Source organism: Polaribacter sp. Asnod6-C07, assembly GCF_045063625.1.
GTDB classification, from domain to species: Bacteria; Bacteroidota; Bacteroidia; order Flavobacteriales; family Flavobacteriaceae; genus Polaribacter; species Polaribacter vadi_A.
This window is the reverse complement of record NZ_JBEFOF010000005.1, coordinates 3,672,304-3,695,187: the sequence shown is the minus strand read 5'-3', so window position 1 is coordinate 3,695,187 and position 22,884 is coordinate 3,672,304. Positions and strand designations below refer to the sequence as shown.

General features: G+C 30.8%; 14 protein-coding genes. 8 read left to right on the top strand and 6 right to left on the bottom strand.

The window, feature by feature from the left end; all coding sequences use genetic code 11:
- Positions 1 to 23: 23 nt before the first annotated feature.
- From ACJJVK_RS16080 to ACJJVK_RS16070, 3 genes are read right to left on the bottom strand one after another with little or no spacing between them, the layout of a single operon-like run.
- The gene (locus ACJJVK_RS16080) at positions 24 to 1,343 is read right to left on the bottom strand and encodes a SusE domain-containing protein (RefSeq protein WP_405567887.1); all 1,320 of its coding nucleotides are present in this window, start codon (positions 1,341 to 1,343) and stop codon (positions 24 to 26) included.
- 11 nt (positions 1,344 to 1,354) lie between these two features.
- A complete protein-coding gene (locus ACJJVK_RS16075) occupies positions 1,355 to 3,244 on the bottom strand; it encodes a RagB/SusD family nutrient uptake outer membrane protein (RefSeq protein ID WP_405567885.1) in 1,890 nt (629 codons plus the stop codon).
- A gap of 10 nt (positions 3,245 to 3,254) precedes the next feature.
- Positions 3,255 to 6,167 carry a SusC/RagA family TonB-linked outer membrane protein gene (locus ACJJVK_RS16070; RefSeq protein ID WP_405567883.1) on the bottom strand — a complete coding sequence of 971 codons (2,913 nt, stop codon included), beginning with the start codon at positions 6,165 to 6,167 and terminating at the stop codon, positions 3,255 to 3,257.
- Positions 6,168 to 6,365: 198 nt separating this feature from the next.
- Here ACJJVK_RS16070 and ACJJVK_RS16065 point away from each other — a divergent pair, with 198 nt between their 5' ends.
- From ACJJVK_RS16065 to ACJJVK_RS16030, 8 genes are all read left to right on the top strand, one after another.
- Positions 6,366 to 7,388: a LacI family DNA-binding transcriptional regulator gene (locus tag ACJJVK_RS16065; protein ID WP_215995252.1), complete on the top strand. Its 1,023-nt coding sequence runs from the start codon at positions 6,366 to 6,368 to the stop codon at positions 7,386 to 7,388.
- Positions 7,389 to 7,528: 140 nt separating this feature from the next.
- Positions 7,529 to 8,899 carry an MFS transporter gene (locus ACJJVK_RS16060; protein ID WP_405567879.1) on the top strand — a complete coding sequence of 457 codons (1,371 nt, stop codon included), beginning with the start codon at positions 7,529 to 7,531 and terminating at the stop codon, positions 8,897 to 8,899.
- An 8-nt stretch (positions 8,900 to 8,907) separates the two neighbouring features.
- Positions 8,908 to 9,561 carry a beta-phosphoglucomutase gene (gene pgmB / locus ACJJVK_RS16055; protein ID WP_405567876.1) on the top strand — a complete coding sequence of 218 codons (654 nt, stop codon included), beginning with the start codon at positions 8,908 to 8,910 and terminating at the stop codon, positions 9,559 to 9,561.
- A gap of 1 nt (position 9,562) precedes the next feature.
- Positions 9,563 to 11,854, top strand: coding sequence for a glycoside hydrolase family 65 protein (locus ACJJVK_RS16050; protein ID WP_405567873.1), 2,292 nt, complete (start codon positions 9,563 to 9,565; stop codon positions 11,852 to 11,854).
- 18 nt (positions 11,855 to 11,872) lie between these two features.
- Complete coding sequence (locus ACJJVK_RS16045; RefSeq protein ID WP_405567870.1) at positions 11,873 to 13,807, top strand: glycoside hydrolase family 13 protein; 1,935 nt, start codon at positions 11,873 to 11,875, stop codon at positions 13,805 to 13,807.
- Positions 13,808 to 13,872: 65 nt separating this feature from the next.
- The gene (locus ACJJVK_RS16040) at positions 13,873 to 16,296 is read left to right on the top strand and encodes a TIM-barrel domain-containing protein (protein WP_405567866.1); all 2,424 of its coding nucleotides are present in this window, start codon (positions 13,873 to 13,875) and stop codon (positions 16,294 to 16,296) included.
- A 9-nt stretch (positions 16,297 to 16,305) separates the two neighbouring features.
- Positions 16,306 to 18,180 carry an alpha-amylase family glycosyl hydrolase gene (locus ACJJVK_RS16035; protein WP_405567863.1) on the top strand — a complete coding sequence of 625 codons (1,875 nt, stop codon included), beginning with the start codon at positions 16,306 to 16,308 and terminating at the stop codon, positions 18,178 to 18,180.
- Between the two features lie 62 nt (positions 18,181 to 18,242).
- Complete coding sequence (locus ACJJVK_RS16030) at positions 18,243 to 19,889, top strand: alpha-amylase family glycosyl hydrolase (protein ID WP_405567861.1); 1,647 nt, start codon at positions 18,243 to 18,245, stop codon at positions 19,887 to 19,889.
- Between the two features lie 258 nt (positions 19,890 to 20,147).
- Here ACJJVK_RS16030 and ACJJVK_RS16025 read toward each other — a convergent pair whose 3' ends face one another.
- The 3 genes from ACJJVK_RS16025 to ACJJVK_RS16015 are packed head-to-tail and all read right to left on the bottom strand — an operon-like array spanning position 20,148 to position 22,881.
- Positions 20,148 to 20,852: a DUF4369 domain-containing protein gene (locus tag ACJJVK_RS16025; protein ID WP_405567859.1), complete on the bottom strand. Its 705-nt coding sequence runs from the start codon at positions 20,850 to 20,852 to the stop codon at positions 20,148 to 20,150.
- 41 nt (positions 20,853 to 20,893) lie between these two features.
- A complete protein-coding gene (locus tag ACJJVK_RS16020) occupies positions 20,894 to 22,201 on the bottom strand; it encodes a DUF819 domain-containing protein (protein WP_405567856.1) in 1,308 nt (435 codons plus the stop codon).
- Complete coding sequence (locus tag ACJJVK_RS16015) at positions 22,201 to 22,881, bottom strand: DUF2490 domain-containing protein (protein WP_405567853.1); 681 nt, start codon at positions 22,879 to 22,881, stop codon at positions 22,201 to 22,203. Before ACJJVK_RS16015 ends, ACJJVK_RS16020 begins: the two co-directional genes overlap by 1 nt.
- Positions 22,882 to 22,884 lie beyond the last annotated feature (3 nt).

Sequence of the window (22,884 nt, the reverse complement as noted above, 5' to 3'; positions counted from 1 at the left end):
CCTTTGTTAAGTTTAAAAAAAACTTAATTTATTGTGTAAGTAGGGTTGTCTGGATCTGTAAAATCTAAAACAAAAGAGTAAGTACCTGCAACAGATATAATATTATCACCTCCATTATCTAAAGTTCCATCTGAACCAGTATCACCATAGTTTAAAGCCCAAGCCTCATTTGCTCTGAATTTGTATTCTCCGTCTAAAAGAGTAACATTATTTAGAATCCAAATATCATCATTAGGTTGAGACCAATCTCTTGTGAAAATTGCATCTGATGTAGCTCCCCAATCATTATAAGCAGAACCCACAAGTCCCCAAATATTATCAATTGCTTCTAAAGAATAGGATAAATCATTTAAATTTACATTAACAATATATCTGCCTGCTGTAGTTGCAATATTGCCTCCAGAAGTATCTAAGAAACCAGCAGCACCAGCACCATAAGCAGTTCCCCAATCATTATTTAATCTAAACTTCATTTCACCTTCTTCTAATTTTACAATTCCTCTAAATTGATCAGAATAAGAATCATAAGTTAATGCGTAATCAGGAGTTGCACCCCAATCATTATATGCGGAACCTACAATACCTATTGTAAACTCTTCCATAGTGTAAGTAAGGTCGTTTAAATTGAAAAGAATTTTATAAGAACCAGCAGTTACAGCAATATTATCTCCACCTGCATCTAAAGTTCCATCTACACCAGTATCACCATAATTATTGGTCCAATCGTTATTTTCTCTGAATTTAATTTCACCATCAATTAAAGTTACATAAGCTACTAAAACACCAGAATCACTTGTAGTAAAGAAAGGTAGATCTGGAGTTGCACCCCAATCATTTGCTGCAGAACCAACAACACCCCAAGTAGTAGATAAATCTAAAATACTAGAATATGGAGTTACATTGATTGTTTTTGCATCAGAATTAATTAATAATTGTCCACCAACAAAACCTTGTAATTTTATTGATAAATCTGAAGCCATATCTGCTTCTGCTCCTAAACCTAAAGCAATTGAGTTTAACTCTAAAGTACCAAAAGATTTCTCTAAATCATCACCAACATCAATAGTTGTAGCATTGCTAAAATCTCCACTAGCTAAATCAACAAGAATTTTATAAGTTGGTGCTGCATTAAAACCATAATCTGGTTCTGCCCAATTCGTATTCAAAGCAATGTCATCTTGATTTGCTTCTAAAAGTACAATTGGTGTAGTTTCTACAACAATAAGTTCTGTAGTAGCTTCTACGTTTTCATTTAATATTACTCGATCACTAATATCCTCACAACTGGTAAAACCAATTGATACAATAATTAGAGCGAATAATGAATTTAATATTTTTTTCATGTCTTTATTTATTAGTATCCTGTATTTTGAGTTAAATTAGGATTAGTTGTTATAATATTATTTGGCAAAGGGAAAATATTTCTATAATCTTCTACACTTGTACCATCTTTAGAATCTCCTTTAAAAGGCCATAAATAAGCATCAGTTGTAAAATAGTTATATCTTATTAAATCAGTTCTTCTTTGTCCTTCCCAGTATAATTCACGAGATCTTTCGTTTAAAACAAAATCTAAAGTTAAATCTCCACTTGTTATGTTACCACTAGAGTTGCCAAAAGCTCTTTCTCTAAGTTCGTTAATTTTAGTAACAGCAAGACCTAAATCACCACCACCTCCTCTAAGAGCAGCTTCTGCGTAGTTTAAGTAAATTTCTGCTAATCTAATTAAAGGTAAATCTGTATCAACAAAATCTCCTGCTGCATCAGAACCTTGATTACCATTAGAGTCTAAGTTTTTAAACTTTGTAACAGCATAACCGTTTTCGAAAGTTGGTATTTCGTCAATTTCTAAAGTTTGTCCGTCTTTATAGAACATTCCTCTGCTATCACCAACAAATGGTTCTATTGCATAAGTTAAGGTATTTAAATCTAAAGTGATGTAATAAGTGCCTGCTGTTGAAACAGGAATATTTGATCCACCAGCTTCTAATGAACCATCAGTATTATCATCACCATAATTAATACCCCAATCATTATTCATTCTGAATTTTAATTCACCTGGAGTTAAATTCGCATAAATAGCATAAGTATCTGTGCCTGTTTCATACATTTTTGTATCAGGATCATTCCAACCATTTGGAGTAGAATCTCCAATAATACCCCAACTAGCTACTGGTCCTAGATTAGGATTAAGAGTTGTAACATCTACAACAAATTTATTTACTAAACTTTTTGTAGTTCTTAAGCCTCCCCAGCCACCATTTACACCAAATTCTGTAGCATTCATAGTACCACCAATTGCAGCGTGTACTAAAAAAGTTGATCCTCCATAAGTTTGTGATCTTAAACCATCGAAATTTAAAGTGAAAATAAATTCATTTTGAGCACCATTTACATCATTATCAGCTAAGAATAACTCGTCATAAGCAGTTCCATTTCCATTTGCATCATTTGTGTTAATTGAATAACTAGATGACATTACGTTATTAGAAAATGTTACAGCTTCTGCATATCTTGGAGTACCTGTAAAAATTTCTGCATTTAAGTATAATTTAGACAATAAAGCCCATGCAGCAACTTGATCTACTCTACCATACTCGTTAGCACCACTTGGTTTTAATTGATCTGTAATTTCTAACAATTCAGATTCAATAAAATTGAACAATTCAATTCTTGTAGCCTGTTCAGGTAATTCTGTTGTTACTTTAGTTACTAAAGGTACACTACCATATAAGTCCATTAAGTTATAATAAGCAAAAGCTCTTAAAAAACGAGCTTCTGCAATATAAGCAGCAACTTCTGTATCTGTTAAAATAGAAGCATTGTCTATAAAAGAATTACAAAAAGATACTTCTTGAGCTAATCTATAATACATAGCTTCTGTAAAATCGTTACTACCAGACCAATATTGACCATGTAAATCTGGTAAACCAGCATCTCCCCAACCAACAACTGCATGATCTGTAGTTAATTCGTTTAGGTTGAATAACATTCTTGAATATTGAGAAAAACCTTCATCAATATCTGAGATATCTGCTTGTCCTGAAGGTCCTTGTTGACCTGTTAGAGCTAAACTTGCATATAATTTAGCAAGTGCACCTTGTGCATCTGTTGCATTAGAAAACACATCTTCTTCTGTAAAACTATCTGGATCAATTGGAGATTGATTCAAGTCTTCGTGACATGATATTACTCCTAAAGAGAATAACATGATTACAATTAAATATTTAAATTTTTGTTGCATTATTTTTTATTTAAAAGTTAATGTTTGCACCTAAGACAAAAGATCTTGGTCTTGGGTAAAAATTATTATCAATACCTAAATTAATTTCTGGATCTAAACCATCATAATCTGTAATGATTAACACGTTTTGTAAAGATCCATAGAATCTAAATGTTGTGTTTTTAAGCTTATCTAAGGTATAACCAAGTGAGATGTTGTCTATTTTAAAGAAAGATGCGTCTTGTACAAAATGATCACTTAAAGCAGTTTTATCACTAATTACAGTAAAACCACTGTTGTAATAGTCTGAGTGTAAGTTTGATAATATGTTGTTATTTGTTGCGTTTATTTGTACACCTCTGTTTGCTGCAACATCATTGTACATATAGTTACCAAAGCTTGCTCTAGTTTGTATAGATAAATCCCAATTTTTATAATTGATATTGGTGTTAAAGCCCATTAAAACATCAGCAAAAGGATCTTCGTTAATGTATTTATCATCATCATTAATAGTGTTATCATTATTTCTATCAACAAATACACCTTCTAAAGGCTTACCATCAGTATCATAAACTTGTTGAAATACTAAAAAACTATTAGCTGCTTGTCCTTCTCTATGAACTTGAACATTATTACCAACACCTGTTGATATTCCTCCTTGAGGTTGATCTACAGACAATTGTGTGATTTCATTATCGTTTAAAGAAATGTTATAATTAACAGACCATTCAAAATCATCAGTTCTAATTGGTGTAGCATTTATGTTGAATTCTAAACCTCTGTTTTCCATATTACCAATGTTAGCATTAATTCTATTTCCAAAATTTGTAAAAGGATCTACAATTGAACTTGCAATAAGGTCGTTAGTTTGTTTAATATAAGCATTTACAGAACCCGAAATTCTTCTGTCAAGAAAAGCAAAGTCTATACCTAGGTTAAATGTCTTACCTACTTCCCAACGTAAATCTTTGTTGATAGGCTCTGGTCTAAAGGTTTGATAAAAAGCATTACCAAATTGATAATTTGCAGTATCTGTACTACTTTGGTATCTTGTTAAAAATTGATAATCTCCTAAACCATTAATATTACCTATTTCTCCATAACCAACTCTTAATTTTAATTCATTAAAGAAAGAGTCTTCCATAAAGCTTTCTTTATGAATACTCCAAGCTGCTGCAAATGATGGGAAAATTCCCCAACGATCATCAGGATTTAATTTAGAAGAAGCATCTGCTCTTAAAGTAGCAGTTAAATAGTATTTACCTTTATAATCGTAATTAGCTCTACTAAAATATGATAATAATACATTTTTAGATTTATCTACAACTTCGAAAGTATTACCATCTTCTTGAGCTTCACTATCAAAACTATAATTGTCATATTCAAAAGATTGATAAGCATGACCACCAACTACGGTTAAGTTGTGTGCTTCATTAAAAGTTTTTGTATAAGTTAAATAGGCATCAAAAACTTTATTATCTGATTTTTGAATAAAACTCGTTAATGAACCATTAAAGGTTGCATCCGAAGTTGGTATTAATTCAGAAGTAACTTTTCTACCATGGCTATTAGAAGTATCAAAACCAACATTAATAGTAGCAGTTAAATCTTCTAAACCGTGTATTTTATAATCTATTTTAGCGTTTGCAACTAAACGTCTAATTTCTGCAGAATCATCTACTAAGTCTAATAATGCCACAGGGTTTGTAGGAGCCAAATTATTTTGGTTTCCTGTACCTGCATCTAACCAAGCAAAATAACCACCATATTGCGAAGTTGGATCGAAAACAGATTGTGTAGGATCAAAAGTAATTGCACCACCAATTGCATCTCTATTGGCAAATTCGTTTTCTGTGTACATTCCTTTTGCATTAAGATCTACTTTTAAATGATCATTTAAAAAAGAAGGAGATAAGTTTATAGAAGCAGTTGTACGTGCTAAATTGTCACCTTTTAAAATACCTTCGTGTTCAGAATACCCTAAAGAAGCTCTCATTGGCACACCATAAAGGTTACCTAAAGCACTAAAGTTATGGTCCTGTCCAATTGCTGTAGTGTAGATTTCTTCTTGCCAATCTGTATTAGCATTACCTAATAAAGCAATTTGATTAGGAGTTCCAATATCATTAATTAATGTACTAAATTGATCAGCAGATAAAACATCAACTTTATCTCTTAACGTATAAACTGTTGTTTGAGAACTAATATTGAATTTAAATTCTCTGTCTTTACCTTTTTTAGTTGTAATTAAAATTACACCATTTGCAGCTCTAGAACCATAAATGGCAGTAGAAGAAGCATCTTTTAAAACTACAAATGTTTCAATATCATTTGGGTTGATAAAGTTTAACGGATTTCTAGATCCACCAACTCCTCCATTATCTAAAGGAATACCATCTATAACATAAAGAGGTTCGCTTGTTAAAGATAAAGAACCTGTACCACGAATATTAATCGTTTGTCCATCTCCAGGAGCACCAGAACCTGCAATAACATTTACACCAGCAACTTTACCACTAATAAGTGATTGTGCAGATACAATTGGTCCTTTATTAAAGTCGTCGCTAGTTAATAGATCTGTTGTACCTGTTAAATCTTCTTTTTTAATAGAACCATAACCAACTACAACGATTTCATCCAATTGCTCAGAAGATTCAATAAGTTCTATTGTAAGATTAAAAACAGCACCAACAATAAGCTCTTGATCTGCATAACCCAAATACTGGAATACTAAAGTATCTCCTGTTTTAACTTTATCTAAAGAAAAGTTTCCGTCAAAATCGGTTTGGGTACCTTTTGTTGTACCTTTAACCAATATACTAACACCAGGCAAAGGTTCACCTGTTGCTTTTTCTTTTACAACACCATTAATTGTTTGTTGCGCAAACATTGTAAATGATGAAGTCAAAAGAATTCCAATTAACAATAATTTAAATTTTTTCATGTATAATTTGTTAAATAATAACTGTAAATTTGATTTCGACTTAACAATAAATTCACATTCCACATTGTAAATATAGAAACAAGAAGCCTGTTATCAATATGATAAAAATCACGAAAACGGTTTCGTGTTAACAACTTTTTTATTGAAAATCATTAAATTAGTAATATTTATCACTTAAAATTGTCTTTTTAAAAAGAAATGAAGCAAAAAATTACCATAAAAACAATAGCTAAAGAATTAGGGGTTTCTACATCTACAGTTTCTAAAGCATTAAAGGATAGCCATGAGATTAGTAAAGAAACAAAAGACAAAATACAAGCTTATGCAAACCTTTATAACTACAAACCAAACAGTTTAGCGTTACAATTAAGAAATCAGAAAACAAAAGTTATTGGGGTTATTTTACCTAAAATAGTACACCATTTTTTCTCTACTGTTATTATGGGTATAGAAGAAGGTGCTATAGAAAAAGGTTATCATATTATGGTTTGTTTTTCTAATGAATCTTATGCAAAAGAAGTAGAAACCTTAAAAGTTTTATCTAATGGTAGTGTAGATGGTTTGATAGTTTCTATAGCTAATGAAACCTTAAAAAATAAGGATTTTAAGCACTTTACAGACTTGGTGTCAGAAGAAATTCCTTTAGTTTTATTTGATAGAGTTGTAGATGATATTTTATGTGATAAAGTAGTTGTAGATGATGTTGGTGCAGGCTATAAAGCAACAAAGCATTTGTTGGATAATGGTAGAAAAAGAATAGCTTTAATTACTACTCCAAAACACGTTAATGTTGGTACTCTTAGAAGACAAGGTTATGAAAAAGCATTAATAGAAGAGTATATAAAAACAGATAAAAATTTAATTGTTGAAATTGATGAAAATAGTGATGTAAGAAAACAAATAGAATTTGTTTTTAATCAAGAAATAGATGGTGTTTTTGCGGTTAATGAGATCTATGCTGCAAATGCTATGAGAATAGCCAAAGAAAAAGGGCTAAATGTACCTAAAGACTTCTCTGTTATTGGCTTTACTGATGGTTTAATATCAGAATATTCTTCTCCATCTATCACAACAATAGCACAACATGGTTTTACAATGGGTAAACAAGCTGTAGAACTTTTAATAGAAAGAATAGAAAAAGAAACTGAGGTTTACAGCCCTAAAAAAATCGTTATTTCTAGCAATTTAAAGTTACGAGAATCTACGAAACCGTCGTCGTAGAATTTTGTATTCATTTTTATCAACTTGATAAAAATAATATATCTTTGTTACATTATTAAGATTTATCAATAAATTACATTCCACAAAATTTATTAATTGATAAGTCAAAGCACTTATCGTATAATCTAATAATTACGATAATGGAAAAGCGTAAATTAAGCTTCTGGCAAATCTGGAACATGAGTTTTGGGTTTCTAGGAATACAATTTGGATTCGCCCTACAAGGTGGATTTATGTCAAGAATTTTTCAAACTTTAGGTGCAGGTAAAGAAGATATTCCTTTACTCTGGATTGCAGCTCCTTTAACAGGTCTACTTGTACAACCAATTATTGGTTATATGAGCGATAGAACTTGGAGTGCAAAATGGGGTAGAAGAAGACCTTATTTTTTAGTGGGTGCAATTTTAAGCTCACTAGCTTTATTTTTTGTACCTCATTCTCCAGCATTATGGGTAGCTGCAGGTTTTCTATGGATTTTAGATGCTTCTATTAATGTTTCTATGGAGCCATTTAGAGCCTTAGTTGCAGATAAATTACCACAATCTCAAAGATCTTATGGTTTTGTTGTGCAAACATTAATTATAGGTATTGGTACATGGGTTGCAAGTAATTTACCTTGGATGGTTTCTCAATTTGGAGTAAGTAACGAAGCAGAATCAGGTGTAGTTCCTATGTCTGTAAAAGTAGCTTTCGCAATTGGTGCTTTCGTTTTTTTGGCAAGTATTCTTTACACTGTTTTTACAACAGATGAATATCCGCCAGAAGATATGGAGGAGTTTGAGAAAGAAAAGGCAAAAAAGAATAATTTTATTCCAGATATTTTAAACAATATAGGGAGTATGCCAACAACTATGAAAAAACTTGGGGTTATCCAATTCTTTTCTTGGTTCGCTTTTTTTACAATGTGGTCTATGGCAAACCCTGCATTAACAGAACATGTTTTTCATAATCCAGCCCCAATAGAATCTGCATATAATATGACAGATACTTTACAAGCAGAAGCATTTAAAATAGCCAATACTAAATTTCAAGAATCCTCAAATTCAGTGGGTTCAGCTATGGGTATTTACGGCTTATCATCTATGGTATTTGCATTACTATTAACACTTTACACATCAAAAAGAAATATCAACAGAAAGTATGTACATCTTTTTTCTTTAATGTTAGGTGGTATTGGTTTTATTATGATGAATTATGCTTCTCCAGAAACTTTAAAATACTGTTTTGTATTAATAGGTTTTGCTTGGGGTAGTATTTTATCTATGCCATATGCAATGTTGTCTAGTTCTGTAGATCCTAAAAAAATGGGAGTTATTATGGGGATTTTTAACATGTTTATCGTAATTCCTCAAATTATCGCAGCTTTAGGAGGTATCAATTATGTATCGAATTTATTAGGAGAAGAAGCTATAAATGCAATGACTATTGCAGGTATTAGTCTAGTAATAGCAGGGTTTTGTAATTTATTAATTACAAACAAAAATGCAATTAGTTATCAAGAAGAAATTTAGAAATTAAGATGAAAAAAGGATTTATTTTTGATTTGGATGGTGTAATCGTAGACACTGCCAAATACCATTATTTAGCTTGGAAAAAATTAGCTAACCAATTAGGTTTCGAATTTACTGAAGAACAAAACGAACTTTTTAAAGGTGTTAGTAGAAAACGCTGTTTAGAAATTTTATTAGAAATAGGTAAAAGAGAAGCAACACAAGAAGAATTTGATAAATGGATGATTGACAAAAATGTCGATTATTTAGAATTTATAAAAAATATGGATGCATCAGAAATACTACCTGATGTACCAAAAATATTAGAATATTTAAAGGAAAATAACATACCAATTGCTTTAGGATCTGCAAGTAAAAATGCAAAACCTATTTTAGAAAAAGTTGGTTTGTTACCTTATTTTGATGCAATTGTAGATGGTAATCATGTTACAAAGGCAAAGCCAGATCCAGAAGTATTTTTATTAGCCGCAAAACAATTAGGTGTTCATGCAGATGATTGTGTGGTATTTGAAGATGCAGTTGCTGGTGTACAAGCAGCCAATGCTGCTAAAATGATAAGTATTGGTATTGGTGACAAAAATGTACTTACAGAAGCGCAATTTAATTTTAATGATTTCACAGAAATCAGTACCAATTTTATTAAAGATTTAATAGAGAAATAAAATGAATCAAGTTTATATACAACCAAATGAGTGGTCGATTCTTGAAGAAGGATTCGATGCAGAAATGGTAAAATCTTCAGAAAGTTTATTTAGCATTGGTAATAGTGCTATGGGACAAAGAGCAAATTTTGAAGAAGAATATACAGGTCCAACCTTTCAAGGAAGTTACATTGCTGGTGTTTATTATCCTGATAAAACACGTGTTGGATGGTGGAAAAATGGTTATCCAGAGTATTTTGCAAAAGTTTTAAATGCTCCAAATTGGATAGGAATTAACGTTTTAGTAAACGATGAGAAACTAGATTTACATGCGTGTAAAGAAGTTTTGAATTTTAAAAGAGAACTAAACATGCAAGAAGGTTGGTTGTCTAGAAGTTTTGAGGCCGTTTTACAAAACGACATCAAAATTAAAGTAGATACCAAACGTTTTTTAAGTTTAGAATTCGATGAAATAGGCGCAATTAATTACAGTATTACGCCTTTAAGTAACGATGTTAGTATAACCTATATTCCTTACTTAGATGCTGGTATTACCAATGAAGATACCAATTGGGATGATCAATTTTGGGATGTTTTAGGAGTTTCTCAAGACAATCATCAGTCTTTTATAGAAGCAAGAACCATGAAGACACATTTTTATACATGTACTTTTATGGAATCTAAATTATTTATCGATAATAATGAGGTAACTACAAATTGTGTTAATGAGCAATCAAGCAATTTTACGGCTAATAAACATCAACAAGAAATTAAGAAAGATCAAACATATACTATCCATAAATTTGGTGGTTATGTTGTAGATCGAAATCACGATAAAGACGAATTAGTTGCTGCAGCAAAAACGGCTTTAGACAAAGTAGTTAGCTTAGGTTTTGATGCTTTGTTAGCAAAACAAAAAGAAGCTTGGGCAAAAATCTGGAGCATGTCAGACATCACTATAGAAGGAGATGTAGAAGCACAACAAGGTATTCGTTTTAATATTTTTCAACTTAACCAAACCTATTTAGGTACAGATGCTTCTTTAAACATCGGTCCCAAAGGATTTACTGGAGAAAAATACGGAGGAAGCACCTACTGGGATACAGAAGCATATTGTATTCCTTTTTATATGGCAACCAAAGATCAATCTGTAGCAAGAACTTTGTTAGAGTACAGATATAATCATTTAGAAAAAGCGATTGAAAATGCAGAAAAACTTGGTTTTAAAAACGGAGCTGCTTTGTACCCAATGGTTACTATGAATGGTGAAGAATGCCATAACGAATGGGAAATCACTTTCGAAGAAATCCATAGAAATGGTGCTATTGCTTTTGCAATTTATAATTACCATCGTTTTACAGAAGATTATTCTTACATTCCAGAAAAAGGATTAGAAGTTTTAATTGGTATTGCACGTTTTTGGCATCAAAGAGTGAACTTTTCTACGGATAAAGACAAGTTTGTAATGTTAGGTGTAACTGGTCCAAATGAGTACGAGAATAACATCAACAATAATTTTTACACCAATTACATTGCAAAATGGTGTATTAATTATGCACTAGAAAATATTGATATTGTTAAAATCGATCATATTTCTGATTATATCAGAATTAAAGAAAAAGTAAATATTACTGATGAAGAATTGGCTTCTTGGAAAAATGTTGCTGATAATATGTATTTCCCTTTTTCTGAAAAGCACAATGTTTATTTACAACAAGATGGTTTCTTAGACAAAGAATTAATTACTGTTGCAGATTTAGATCAGAGCCAAAGACCAATTAACCAGAAATGGAGTTGGGACAGAATTTTACGTTCTCCTTACATAAAACAAGCAGATACTTTGCAAGGTTTTTACATGTTCGAAGATCATTTTACAACAGAAGAATTAGAGCGTCATTTCGATTTTTACGAGCCATTTACAGTTCACGAAAGTTCGCTTTCGCCTTGTGTACACAGTATTCAGGCAGCAAAATTAGATAGAATGGAGCAAGCGTATACTTTCTATTTACGTACGTCTCGTTTAGATTTAGATGATTACAATCACGAAGTAGAAGAAGGTTTACATATTACATCTATGGCTGGTACTTGGATGAGTATTGTAGAAGGTTTTGGAGGAATGAGAGTTGTAGATAATTCACTTTCTTTTTCGCCAAAAATTCCTAAAGGATGGGATTCTTACTCGTTTAAAGTAAACTTTAGACAACAAGTAATTACGGTTAATGTTAGCCAAAATGGAACTCAATTTGAATTAGAAGGAACCAAAGAAATTAACATTTTAGTAAATGGAGAACAAGTAACTGTATCTCCAAAATAAATATATTTAAAAGAAATTATGAAACATTTCAGAAACATTTTTTTAGTCTTATCAGTAATCATTTTTATTTCCTGTAACAATACAGAAGCCAAAAAAGATGTTTCTGAAGTTTCAGTTTCTAAAACTTTTTTAGAAAGAGTAGAACCTCTTCACTGGTGGGTAAATATGAAAAATACTTCACTCCAGTTATTAGTAAAAGAAGAAAATATTGGGCAATCTAAACCATCAATTTCTTACCCTGGAGTTACTATTAAAAAAGTAAACCAAGCAAAAAGTAACAATTATTTATTTCTTGATTTAGATATTGATGCAACTACAAAATCAGGAAAATTTGACATCACTTTTACTTTTGACTATCAAACAACAAAAACACACACTTACGAGTTAAAACAAAGACAAAAAACTGCATATGAATATGAAGGTTTTAACAGTACAGATGCTATTTATTTAATTACTCCAGATCGTTTTACAAATGCTGATGAGAGCAATGACATCAACCAAAACTTAAACGAAACTATTATTGATAGAACTGATGGGTACAAACGTCATGGAGGTGATTTACAAGGAATTATCAACGGAATAGATTACATTTCAGATTTAGGTTTTACAACAGTTTGGCCAACTCCTGTTTTAGAAAATAATATGTACCAAGGTTCGTACCATGGTTATGCAATTACAGATTATTATAAAGTAGATCCTCGTTTTGGAAATTTATCTGACTATAAAAATTTAGCTGATAAATTAAGAGAAAAAGGAATGAAATTAATTATGGATCAGGTTGCAAATCATTGTGGTTTAGAACACTGGTGGATGAAAGATTTACCTTTTGAAGATTGGGTAAATCATCAAAAAAATTACGAAAACCATATTGAGAATTGGAACTATAAAACCAATATCAATTCAAATCATAGAAGAACTACAAATCAAGATTTATATGCTTCAGAAGCTGATAGAAAAGGAAATAATGAAGGTTGGTTTGTGGCAACAATGCCAGATTTAAATCAAAGAAATCCGTTTATGGCGAATTACATAATTCAGAATTCAATTTGGTGGATAGAAACCTTAGGTTTAGGCGGAATTAGACAAGACACTTATCCTTATCCAGACAAAGATTTTATGGCAAATTGGGCAGGTGCTATTATGAATGAATACCCAAATTTTTCAATTGTTGGTGAAGAATGGAGTTACAATCCTTTATTAGTAGGTTACTGGCAAAAAGGTGCTAAAAACAAAGATGGATATCAATCTAATTTAAAATCTACAATGGATTTCCCAATGCAAAAAGCAATTATTGAGGGAATTAACGAAGAAGAATCTTGGGACAAAGGTTTGGTGAAATTATACGAAGGTTTGGCAAATGATTTCCATTATGCTACTCCAGAAGATATTCTAATTTTTCTTGATAATCACGATGAAAATAGAATGTTTACAGCTTTAGAAGAAGATGTTGTTAAAGCAAAAATTGCTGTAAGTTATCTATTGATGTTACCTAGAATTCCACAAATTTATTACGGAACAGAAATTTTAATGAATGATACTGCAAATCCTGGAGATCATGGTTTAATTAGAACCGATTTTCCTGGCGGATTTAAAGGCGATAAAATAAATGCTTTTACTGGTTTGGGGTTAACTGATGATCAAAAATCAATGCAAGATTTTGTAAAAACTGTTTTAAATTATAGAAAAAACAGCAAGGCAATTCAAGAAGGAAAAACAATTCATTTTGCACCATTTATGAATACATATTTCTTATTCAGAACTAAAAATGATGAAACTGTAGTGCATATCATCAACAAAAATGAAAAACCAATTACCATTGATTTAAAAAGATATGAAGAGATTGGATTAGAAGGAAAAAACCTGAAAAATATTATTTCAGGAGAAACTTTTACTTGGGGAGATAAAATTATTTTAAAAGAAAAAGGAAGTATTATTTTAACCACGAAACATTAATAAAACTTCAATGTCATTTCAAGTGATTTTGATAAAAGAAAATTTTAATCGAGGAATCTTTAATTATGAAAAACTTAATAACCATTTTTTTAACTCTTTTAATTTCTTCATTTTCTTTTACACAAAATTCCAATAGAATTTTTAAAGATGTTAATCAAACTAAAAACGGATTAGAAATTAATGTTGATGATGGTAAATACCTTATAAAATTTTATTCTGATAAAATTGTTGAAACTTCATTTATTCCAAAAAGAGAAGAGTTTTTAAACAGTTCTCACGCAGTTGTTTTAGAGGCTGAAAAAGTTGAAATAATTCCTGTTATTTCAAAAAATGAAAGTGTTTTTTCTACGGATGGAATTTCAGTCCATGTCACTCATAAACCTTTTCAAATAACGTATAAATTTAAAGAAGAAGTTGTAACATCAGAAAAACAAGGCTATTACAAATCAAATCACATTCCTTTAGAAATGGTAAAAGGAAATATTGAGTACGATAAAACAGAAAAAATCGAATTCAATTTAACCAATGATGAGGTTTTATATGGAACAGGAGCAAGAGCTTTAGGAATGAATAGAAGAGGTTACAGATTACCTTTGTACAATAGAGCACATTATGGATATGAAACGAAATCTGAGTTGATGAATTTTACAATTCCCTTAGTGATTTCATCAAAAAAATATATGATTCATTTTGATAATGCTCCAATTGGATATTTAGATTTAGACAGTAAAAAAGACAATTCATTAACTTACGAAACGATTTCTGGACGTAAAACCTATCAAGTTATCGTTGGTGATTCTTGGCAAGATTTAATTGAAAATTATACCAATTTAACAGGGAAACAACCTTTGCCTCCAAGATGGACTTTAGGTAATTTTTCAAGTAGATTTGGATATCATTCTCAACAAGAAACAGAAGCAACCATTGCTAAGTTTCAAGAAGAAAATATACCTGTAGATGCCATTATTTTAGATTTGTATTGGTTTGGAAAAACAGTACAAGGAACCATGGGGAATTTAGAAGTAGATAAAGATTCTTTCCCAGATATGAAAGGAATGATTGCTCGTTTAAAAGACAAAGGCGTAAAAACGGTATTAATTACTGAGCCTTTTATTTTATCCAATTCTAAAAAATGGAAAGAAGCAGATCAAAAAGAAGTTTTGGCTAAAGACAGCATTGGCAATTCAGCAAAATATGATTTCTATTTTGGTAACACAAGTATTGTAGATATTTACAAAAAAGAAGGAAAAGATTGGTTCTGGGATATTTACAAAGAGATTCTAAATTTGGGTGCAAAAGGACTTTGGGGGGATTTAGGAGAACCAGAAGTATTGCCTTCTTGGGCTACTTTTGGCAACAATCAAAAAGCAGATGAAATTCATAATTTGTATGGTCATGATTGGGCACGATTAATTTTTGAAGGATATCAAAAAGAATATGAAAACGAAAGACCTTTTATTTTAATGCGTGCAGGATCTTCTGGTTCGCAACGTTTTGGAATGATTCCTTGGTCTGGAGATGTCAATAGAACTTGGGGAGGTTTACAATCGCAACCAGAAATTGCCTTACAAATGGGAATGCAAGGTTTGGGCTATATGCACTCAGATTTAGGCGGATTTGCAGGTGCCAATTTAGATGATAATTTATACACACGTTGGCTACAATATGGTGTTTTTCAGCCAATTTTTAGACCTCACGCACAAGAAGATGTGCCAAGTGAACCTATTTTTAGAAGTGAAAAGGCAAAAAAACTAGCAAAAAAAGCTATAGAGTTGCGTTATCAATTATTACCTTATAATTACAACTTGGCGTTCGAAAATAATCAAAAAGGAACACCTTTAATGCGTCCTGTTTTCTTTGAAGAAGAGAATGCAAATTTAATGACAAATTCAACGACTTATTTATGGGGAAAAGATTTTTTAATCACACCCATTTTAAAAGATTCTGTAAAAACAAAAGAAATTTATTTTCCGAAAACTGCCAATTGGTTTAATTTTTATTACAATGAAGAGAAAATTGAAGGAGGACAAACCAAAATTGTAAAAGTTAAAGAAAAAGCAATTCCAACTTATGTAAGAGGTGGATCTTTTATTTTGATGAGTGAATTAGTACAATCTACAGATAATTATAAAGCAAATCAATTAGAATTACATTATTATTTAGATAAAAAAGAAAATTCTGAAAGAACTTATTATAATGATGATGGTTTAACTGCCAATGCTTTCGAAAAAGGTGAATTTGAAATTTTAGAGTTTGAAGCAGAATTCGAAAAAAGATATTTAGAGATTGATTTTGAAGCAGAATTTGGTGAAAATTGGAAAGTATCTGAAAAAGAAATCAAACTAATTATTCATAACATCAAATACAATCCTAAAAAGATAAAAGTTGATGGCAAAAGAGTTCGAATTTCATCCAAAGAAAATACACTTACAATTCCGTTAAAATGGAATCCAAATAAAGAATTAAAAATTAAAATAGCATTAAAATAAATATCAATTATGAAAAAAATACATTCTTATTCATTAGCTGTAATTTTATCAATCGTAATTGGTTGTACATCAGAAAAAGTATCAGAAAAAAAAATGAAAAATCCTAGTGTAAAGAAAAAAGCAGTTGTTTATCAGGTTTTTACGCGTTTGTTTGGGAATCCAAATACCACCAATAAACCTTGGGGAACCATTGAAGAAAATGGAGTTGGTAAGTTCAATGATTTTACAGATAAAGCTTTATCAGAAATTAAAGATTTAGGAGTTACGCATATTTGGTACACAGGTGTGCCACATCATGATGTAATTCGTGATTATACAAAATATGGCATTTCTAACGATGATCCAGATGTAGTAAAAGGTAGAGCAGGATCTCCTTACGCCGTAAAAGATTACTACAATGTAAATCCGGATTTGGCTGTAAATGTAGAAAACAGATTGCAAGAATTTGAAGCTTTAATAGCGCGTTCTCACAACAATAATTTAAAAGTAATTATAGATATTGTTCCCAATCATGTGGCCAGAAATTACAAAAGTCTTTCTAATCCTGAAGGAGTTAAAAATTTTGGAGCCGAAGATGATACTTCTGTGGTTTACGATGTTGATAACAACTTTTATTACAATCCTGAGAAACCATTTCAAGTTCCAGAATTTTTAAATGATTATGCACCTTTGGGTGGAGAAAATCATCCTTTATCTGATGGCATGTTTGATGAAAATCCATCCAAATGGACAGGAAATGGAGCAAGATCTGTAAAGCCAAATTTTTACGATTGGTACGAAACTGTAAAAGTGAATTATGGAATATCACCAGATGGCAAAAAAGATTTTTCTGATTTACCAGAAGGTGCAGAAAACCTAGATTACAAAAAACATTTTGAGTTTTGGCAAGATAAAAAAATACCCAATTCTTGGATTAAATTTAGAGATATTGCCTTGTATTGGTTAGACAAAGATGTGGATGGTTTTCGTTTTGACATGGCAGAAATGGTGCCAGTTGAGTTTTGGAGTTTTATGAATTCTTCTATCAAAATGAAAAATCCGGATGCATTTTTATTGGCAGAAGTGTATCAACCTCATTTATACAGAGATTATATTAAAAAAGGAAAAATGGATTATTTATACGATAAAGTTCAGTTGTATGATACCATTAAAAACATCATGCAAGGTCGTGGTTCTACAGACAATATTGCTAAAATTCAAGATGATTTAAAAGATATTGAACACAATATGTTACATTTCTTAGAAAATCATGATGAGCAAAGAATTGCAAGCCCAGAATTTGCAGGCAATGCATTAAAAGCAAAACCAGCTATGGTAGTTTCTGCCACCATTTCTACAGCACCCACAATGATTTATTTTGGTCAAGAATTTGGTGAAGATGGTTCTGAAAAAGCAGGATTTGGAACACCATCTAGAACATCAATTTTCGATTATGTTGGAGTACCATCTTTACAAAGATGGGTAAATAAAAAAAGATTTGATGGAGGGAAATCTACTGCAGAAGAATTAAGTTTAAGAGATTTTTACAAACGACTATTAAACTTTACCATTCAAAGTGATGCATTGATGGGTGAATATGAAGACATACATCATCATAACAGATACAATACAGAATGGTACAATGATAAAGTAGTGTCTTTTGTACGTTATAAAGGAGATGAAAAATTGATTATTATCGCTAATTTTAATGCAGAAAACACTTATGGTTTTGAGTTGAGTTTACCAGGAGATATTATTAAAAAATGGAATTTAAAGGATGGTGAATATCAACTAGAAGACCAATTGTATAACGAATATTCATCAACTTTAAAAGTAGAAAACAATCAGGCAAAAGTTAGGATAGATATAAAACCTTTGCAATCTTTTATTTTAAAACTTCAATAATACCTATAAGTAACTTTCAGGTTTCTAAAATCTGAAAGTTCTACTATTTACACCATATAATTATGAAAAAAATATTTTTATTCTTAAGTCTAGTAGCATTTTATAGTTGTGCTACTTCAGATAAAAAAGATGATAAAAAAACGATTCAAAAAGAATTTGTTTGGGAAGGAGCAAATATTTATTTCTTGTTAACAGATCGTTTTAATAACGGTGATACCAAAAATGATATTAATTTTAATAGAACCAAAGAAACAGGGAAACTACGTGGTTTTGAAGGAGGAGATTTAAAAGGAATCACTCAAAAAATTAAAGAAGGCTATTTTACCAAATTAGGAATCAATGCCATTTGGATGACTCCAATTGTTGAACAAATTCATGGAAGCACAGATGAAGGAACAGGAGTTTCTTACGGTTTTCATGGCTATTGGGCCAAAGATTGGACCAAAATCGATCCAAATTATGGAACCAAAGAAGATTTAAAAGAATTGGTGGCTGTTGCACACAAAAACGGAATTAGAATTTTGTTAGATGCTGTCATCAATCACACAGGGCCTGTTACCGAAAAAGATCCTGTTTGGCCAAGCAATTGGGTAAGAACGGAACCTAAATGCGAATACAATAATTACGAAAATACCATTAGTTGTACTTTGGTAAACAACTTGCCAGATATTAAAACAGAAAGTAATGAAACTGTGGATTTGCCTCCGCAATTAGTTGCAAAATGGAAAGCAGAAGGACGTTATGAGCAAGAAGTTAAAGAATTAGATGAATTTTTTGCAAGAACAGGGCATCCAAGAGCGCCGCGTTTTTACATCATGAAATGGTTGACAGATTATATTACTGAATTCGGAATTGATGGTTATAGAGTGGACACTGTTAAACACACAGAAGAATATGTTTGGCAAGAATTTAAGCAAGCATGTGATTTTGCTTTCGTGGAATTCAAGAAAAATAATCCTGATAAAATTTTAGATGACACCCATTTTTATCTAGTTGGTGAAGTGTACAATTATGCAATTTCTCACGGAAAAGCTTTTGATTTTGGTGATAAAAAAGTAAATTATTTTGACAATGCCTTCAACAGTTTAATCAATTTTGAGATTAAATGGAATGCCAAACAAATGCCAGCAGCCGCTGTTTTTCACAAATACGACAGTATTTTACAAAATGATTTAAAAGATTATGGCGTATTAAATTACATGACTTCTCATGATGATGGACAACCTTTTGATAAAGAAAGAAAATTGCCTTATAAAACAGCAACCATGCTATTTTTAACACCAGGAACTTCTCAGGTTTATTATGGTGATGAATCTGCAAGACCTTTAATAATTGAAGGAACTGTTGGTGATGCTACTTTACGTTCTACTATGAATTGGGATGCTATTGATGCTGATGCAGAAACTCAAAAAATAATAAAGCATTGGCAAAAATTAGGTCAGTTTAGAGTAAACCATATGGCTGTTGGTGCTGGTAAACATCAATTAATTTCAGAAGAAAATGGATTGGTTTTTTCTAGAGTTAGAAATAATGATCAAGTCGTAATCGGAATTGATTTGCCAAAAGGAAACAAAGAAATAGAGGTTTCTTCTATATTTAAAAATGGAGCGCAATTGCATGATTTTTATTCAAATCAAACCCTTGAGGTAAAAGATGGAAAAGTAGCCCTAAACTCAGGTTTTAATATTGTTCTTTTAGAAAAAAAATAGTGATGGAAAAAACAGTTTAGGTGTTTTATGTTTTGTAATTGCATTTATTGCTTGTGACGTAAACTCTTTAGTTATATCCTGAAAATATTATTTGAATGATAATACATAAGTTGTACAATTCGAATAAAGTTTTCATTCAGCAAAAGTAGGTAACATAATAATCACTTATCACCTTAAAAAAGAAAGGATAGCTGAATAATTTAAGCATAAAAAAACCGAACATTTGCTCGGTTTTTTTTATGCTTAAAAGATATATTATTACTCTTTTTCTGCTGCTTTTATACTGTTTACATATTCTTGAAAACGTTTACCATAATCAGATTTTTTAACTCGTTCAGAAAGTTTATTATTTACAGTATCTAACATTTGTAAACTAGCATCGTACATTTCTGTTAAACCTATATAAGCCGAAACTTCAGAATCTGAATTGTTAAGTGCAAAATTAGTTGTGTATAAAACTCTTCTTTTTACAAGTCTTTTATAATCTACTTCTAATTGTTTTATTAAATCTTCGTCTTTAGCTCTTTTAGCATCAAAATCTTTTTTGATAAAGTCTAAACGTTGGTTTTGAAACTTTCTACTAACCACATTGTAATTATCTAATATTTCTTGGTTTTTAGAACCAGAAATTTTTGGGAAAGAACCAAAATTATCAACCTTATCATTGATGGTAATTGTGCCTTTTTCTCCAAAAAATAAAATTCTTTTATCAGTTGTATTTCCATCAAAAGTTAAATAGTATAAAACAGGTGATTCTACATTGTCTGTTAGTTTAAAAGTATCTTTACCTAATAATGCAACAGAATCTACAGAAACTAAAACAGTATCTACCATTTTCTGTAAATACAATTTTCCTTTTTTAAGGCCTTTAATTTGTCCTTGAACTATCATATTTCCTTCTTTTTTTGATGAACAAGCAAAAAGGATTAATGAAAGTGATAAAACAGTTATAAATTTTTTCATTCTAAATTAAAATTTTGGAGAGCAAATATGCTCATTTTTATTTAAATTGTGGCAGATAATTCCATTAAAATCGTACATAAAATTGCACCAACAGTGCCAATGGCATAACCAAAAACAGCTAACAAAACACCAACTGTAGCTAAAGACGGATGAAAAGCTTGTGCAACAATAGGAGCAGAGGCTGCACCACCAACATTGGCTTGGCTACCTACAGCTAAAAAGAAATAAGGTGCTTTAATTAATTTGGCAACAAAGATTAACAAACCTGCGTGTATAGACATCCAAACTAAACCAATGGCAATTAAACCAACATTGTCTAGAATCATTAATAAATCCATTTTCATACCAATTGTGGCAACTAAAATGTATATAAAAACACTACCCAATTTACTGGCACCTGCACCTTCGTAATTTTTTGCTTTTGTAAATGATAAAATTATGGCAACAATTGTAGAAATACTAATCAGCCAAAAGAAACCAGAACCTAAAAACGAGAAAATATTTCGCCAAGTTTGTGAATCCATTCCGTTTACAAAATCAGTAAAGAAAGCACTCAAATATTTTGATGCAAAATGACCAAAACCAACAGTACCAAATGCAATAGCAAGCATAATCATTAAATCTGTTAAAGACGGATTTCTTTTTACTTTTTGAGAAAATTGAGAAACTTTATTCTTTAAATCTTCGATGGCAGAAGTATCTGCTTTTAGCCACCTGTCTATTTTGTCTTTTTTACCAATTCCTATTAATAAAATTGCCATCCAAATATTGGCAACAACAATATCAACAAAAACCATTCCTCCATATTTTGCTGGGTTATATTTATAAATCTCTAACATTGCAGTTTGGTTGGCTCCACCACCAATCCAACTTCCTGCAAGTGTAGATAAACCTCTCCAAACTGCATCAAAATCTGCACCACCAACAGTTTCTGGAGAAAAAATAGAGATTAATAAAATGGCAATAGGACCACCAATTACAATACCAACAGTACCAGTAAAAAACATTATTAATGCTTTAGACCCCAAATTAAAAATGGCTTTTAAATCGATACTTAACGTCATTAAAACCAAAGCAGCTGGTAATAAAAATCTACTAGAAACATAGTATAAATTAGAGCTATTTTTTACAGCTTCGCCTAAATTATTTTCGGTTTCCCATTCAGGTGCAATTACTCCTAAAGTTGTAAAAATAGCAGGTATAAAATACGCCATAAATAAGCCTGGAACTATTTTGTAAAACTTAGGCCAAAAACCAGATTTTAGATTTTCTGTATAAAAAACAAAACCTAAAGAAATCATTAAAATACCAAAAACAATGGCATCATTAGTAATAATTGGAGCTGTCATTATTTTTTGTTTTTAATATGATTTGTGTTTAAAATTATTCCTAACTGTAATCTTTTTAAAACTCTTGTTGGAGATTTAATTTGAAAATAGCCCATTTTAAGTTTAGTTCTTGGGTTTAATTGATGTAAAAATCCTGCACCTGTCCAGTTTTGAGCAAATCTTTTACCTCTATCTAAATTTAAAAATAATTCGTTAAAAGCGTAAACACTCCACTTTTCAGAAAGAGGATAACCTATATTTAAGTTATAACGTACCCAAGTTTGCGTAACATCTTCTATTAAATTTTTGTGAATAAAACGATGTTCAAAACGAATTCGATGTTTTACATTGAATTGCCACCATTTAGATTTTAAATTTAAATCTTCATAAAAACGCCATTCATATAAACCAGAAGATGGTCCATCATAAACTAGATCTGCTGTTGAATAACTTAAACCTAAAGTTATATTTGTTTTAGGGTTAAATGTATAGTTTACACCCAATCTGTAGATTTCTTGTTGAAACTCACTAGCTAATTCATAATATCGAAAATGAGCCATTGTTTTAATAGCGTATTTTTCTGATATTTTATGAGAACCATTGTACATATACCATGTTCCTAGTTTATTTTCGGCAGAATTTTGGGTTTGCGCCTTAAAAGAAATAAGACACAAACCCATAATTAATAAAATTTTATTCATAAA

Bases quoted from the DNA above. Each gene is read 5' to 3' on its own strand.
- ACJJVK_RS16080 (WP_405567887.1), bottom strand. From the start codon at position 1,343: ATGAAAAAAATATTAAATTCATTATTCGCTCTAATTATTGTATCAATT.
- ACJJVK_RS16075 (WP_405567885.1), bottom strand. From the start codon at position 3,244: ATGCAACAAAAATTTAAATATTTAATTGTAATCATGTTATTCTCTTTA.
- ACJJVK_RS16070 (WP_405567883.1), bottom strand. From the start codon at position 6,167: ATGAAAAAATTTAAATTATTGTTAATTGGAATTCTTTTGACTTCATCA.
- ACJJVK_RS16065 (WP_215995252.1), top strand. From the start codon at position 6,366: ATGAAGCAAAAAATTACCATAAAAACAATAGCTAAAGAATTAGGGGTT.
- ACJJVK_RS16060 (WP_405567879.1), top strand. From the start codon at position 7,529: ATGGAAAAGCGTAAATTAAGCTTCTGGCAAATCTGGAACATGAGTTTT.
- pgmB (WP_405567876.1), top strand. From the start codon at position 8,908: ATGAAAAAAGGATTTATTTTTGATTTGGATGGTGTAATCGTAGACACT.
- ACJJVK_RS16050 (WP_405567873.1), top strand. From the start codon at position 9,563: ATGAATCAAGTTTATATACAACCAAATGAGTGGTCGATTCTTGAAGAA.
- ACJJVK_RS16045 (WP_405567870.1), top strand. From the start codon at position 11,873: ATGAAACATTTCAGAAACATTTTTTTAGTCTTATCAGTAATCATTTTT.
- ACJJVK_RS16040 (WP_405567866.1), top strand. From the start codon at position 13,873: ATGAAAAACTTAATAACCATTTTTTTAACTCTTTTAATTTCTTCATTT.
- ACJJVK_RS16035 (WP_405567863.1), top strand. From the start codon at position 16,306: ATGAAAAAAATACATTCTTATTCATTAGCTGTAATTTTATCAATCGTA.
- ACJJVK_RS16030 (WP_405567861.1), top strand. From the start codon at position 18,243: ATGAAAAAAATATTTTTATTCTTAAGTCTAGTAGCATTTTATAGTTGT.
- ACJJVK_RS16025 (WP_405567859.1), bottom strand. From the start codon at position 20,852: ATGAAAAAATTTATAACTGTTTTATCACTTTCATTAATCCTTTTTGCT.
- ACJJVK_RS16020 (WP_405567856.1), bottom strand. From the start codon at position 22,201: ATGACAGCTCCAATTATTACTAATGATGCCATTGTTTTTGGTATTTTA.
- ACJJVK_RS16015 (WP_405567853.1), bottom strand. From the start codon at position 22,881: ATGAATAAAATTTTATTAATTATGGGTTTGTGTCTTATTTCTTTTAAG.